3 protein-coding genes are annotated in these 2567 nt (G+C 33.0%); 1 reads left to right on the forward strand and 2 read right to left on the reverse strand.

Annotated features, from left to right (window positions below; all coding sequences use genetic code 11):
* Window positions 1-94 precede the first annotated feature (94 nt).
* On the reverse strand, window positions 95-433 hold the full coding sequence (locus tag M983_RS16305; protein WP_066753505.1) for a DUF4377 domain-containing protein: 339 nt from the start codon (window positions 431-433) through the stop codon (window positions 95-97).
* Between the two features lie 405 nt (window positions 434-838).
* On the opposite strand from M983_RS16305, the gene zntB reads away from it, so the two are divergent.
* Window positions 839-1822, forward strand: a complete 984-nt coding sequence (gene zntB / locus M983_RS16310; RefSeq protein ID WP_066753507.1) for a zinc transporter ZntB — start codon at window positions 839-841, stop codon at window positions 1820-1822.
* Window positions 1823-2053: 231 nt separating this feature from the next.
* On the opposite strand, the gene M983_RS16315 is transcribed toward zntB, so the two are convergent.
* Window positions 2054-2326 (reverse strand): hypothetical protein, encoded by a 273-nt coding sequence (locus M983_RS16315; protein ID WP_066753509.1) that lies wholly within the window; start codon window positions 2324-2326, stop codon window positions 2054-2056.
* Between the last annotated feature and the right edge of the window lie 241 nt (window positions 2327-2567).

The raw sequence follows: 2567 nt of genomic DNA on the forward strand, positions 1-2567 counted from the left end.
TTAGTGAATTAAATGTGTAAAAAAAATAAAAATTATTGTTTATTTTAAATAATAGCTCATACTAAATAAATATGAGCCATTTAAATTTAGATAATTATTTTTTATCTAACACTTCGACTAATGTATATTTGATACTAGAGGCATCAGCAGGTACATTTTCTACATCAGTAACTTTTACTTTTAAGGTATATTCAGTACCACTTTTATAATCAAAACCTTCAATTTTTTGATAAAAAAGAGACCATTCACCAGAAGGTAATTCTTTTACCTTCATACATTTCATTGGTGCAACACCTACACAATCATAAAGTTGAGAATCAACAAGTAATGTTTTTGTCTTATCGTTCATTGTATTTGTATTCGTATTGGATTCTGTCGCGCTATGACATCCAGCTAAAAGCAAGAATAAAGGAATAGTAAGAAATTTTTTCATATAAAAGGCCTTATTTAGAGTATATGCGACAAGGAAAATAGAAATAATATGTTGTTTGTTTTAGTCAAATAACGATAAATTTTTCGCTAATATAACTAAATTTTAATAGGGCTTTTTATTGAAAATAGCCCATATACTGATACATATCGCAAACGTTATCATAACGTTATTTCTAGTTTTTATTTTAGTGTAAAATTCCTAAAATAGAAAAAAAACAGATAAAATCATTGTTTTATAGTTAAAAAGAGAAAGGTAGTCCATTTGCAGACTATTATAAAAAATAATGCAGAACACTTTTTGAAATTATTAAAATAGGAATGTTATAAATTCAAATAAGCTTAACTGTTATCTTACACTTCAAATCTAAGTTAAGATATTTGCATAAGAGATATTAGAGAGGCGTAGATGAGAACACTTAATGACACTATATTACAAGACTCTGATGCTATTTATGCTGCACAGCTTGATGGTAAAGGTGGTGCAACACAAATAACATCTGATTCTTTAGCAAGTAATGAGAAGCCTTATTGGGTACATTTAGATTATCGCGAACCTAAAAGTGCTCAATGGTTACAAGACACACCGTTAATTCCGCCAATCGCCAAAGATATATTACTTGCTGAAAATATACGTCCTAAAGCACAACGCCTTGGCGAAGGTATTATTATTAATCTTCAAACAATTAATAATAATCCGAATAATAGACCTGATGAGTTTGTCGGTTTTCGTATTTATATTAATAGCCAAATCATAATCTCTAGTCGCCATCGTAGAGTAAAGTCTGTTGATTCTGTGATTCATACACTTGATGTTGGTGAAGGGCCTGAAAGCAGTGGCGATTGGCTTATTACTATGTCTGATGTGGTATCTGATGAAATAGGCGATTTTATTGAGACACTTCATGATCAATTAATTGAGCTTGAAGATATGATCCTTGATGAGCAAATTCCAGCGCGTGGTGAACTTGCATTATTACGTAAACAATTGATTGTACTACGTCGTTATATGGCACCTCAACGTGATGTTTTTTCACGGTTATCAATTGAGAAATTACCTTGGATGAGCGATGATGACAGAGTAACAATGTTAGAAATATCAGAACGACTTTCTCGTCGCTTAGAAGATTTAGATAGTAGCATTTCTAGAACGGCAGTTATTGCGGATGAAATTACCTCAATGATGGCTGATGCAATGAACAGACGAACTTATACCATGTCATTAATGGCCATGTTGTTTTTACCTACTACATTTTTAACAGGGCTATTTGGTGTTAACTTAGGTGGAATTCCTGGGAATGCATTTAATTATGGTTTCCCGATATTTTGTCTATTACTTTTACTATTGATAGTTGTTGTTGCTTGGTGGTTAAAACGTAGTAGATGGTTGTAACTATTAAGAAAAATAATCGTAACTAAATGGATTTAAATAAGAATTTAGTAAACCTGTTTGAGATATATCAAGTTTTTAAAATATAATGTCTGGCATTATAACTCTCGCAGGTGAATACAACGTTGAGCGATGAACGTTGTGCTCCATAATTGTAGTTTTTCTCATATTGAGTTCTTAATACAGAATAATTGACCATTATTACACCGATGTTTTTTAAACATCGGTTTTTTTTTATAATGAGCTTAACTCTTCACGGCTAAGCCCCGTACTTTCAATAACTAGCTCTATATTGATATCATTTTTAAGCAGGTGACGAGCCATTTCTAGTTGGCGATGATAGGCTCGTAGTCTTTCTTGTTCAATGCCTTGAACTATGCCTTTTTCTATACCTTGAATGATGCCTTTTTCTATGCCTGACAGGTGTCCTTTTTCCCAACCAACTCTTTCACCTTTTTCCCAGCCAATCCTTTCGCCTTTATCTTGCAAACGCTGTGCAATACTCACGATAGCCTCCTGATGCTTATCGGTCTTAGTACTCTTAACATCATTTAAGTAAAGGAAGCTTTAGTTTAGATCTTTCGCTGTAATGAGCTTAACTCCTCACGGCTAAGCCCCGTACTTTCAATAACTAACTCTATATTGATACCATTTTTAAGCAGGTGACGAGCCATTTCTAGTTGGCGCTGATAGGCTCGTAGTCTTTCTTGTTCAATGCCTTGAACTATGCCTTTTTCTATGCCTAACT

The sequence above is a fragment of the Proteus myxofaciens ATCC 19692 genome, assembly GCF_001654855.1.
Classification (GTDB): Bacteria; Pseudomonadota; Gammaproteobacteria; order Enterobacterales; family Enterobacteriaceae; genus Proteus; species Proteus myxofaciens.

What these genes read in the sequence shown, in the direction of transcription:
- zntB (WP_066753507.1), top strand. Translation starts at nt 839, where the DNA reads ATGAGAACACTTAATGACACTATATTACAAGACTCTGATGCTATTTAT.
- M983_RS16305 (WP_066753505.1), bottom strand. Translation starts at nt 433, where the DNA reads ATGAAAAAATTTCTTACTATTCCTTTATTCTTGCTTTTAGCTGGATGT.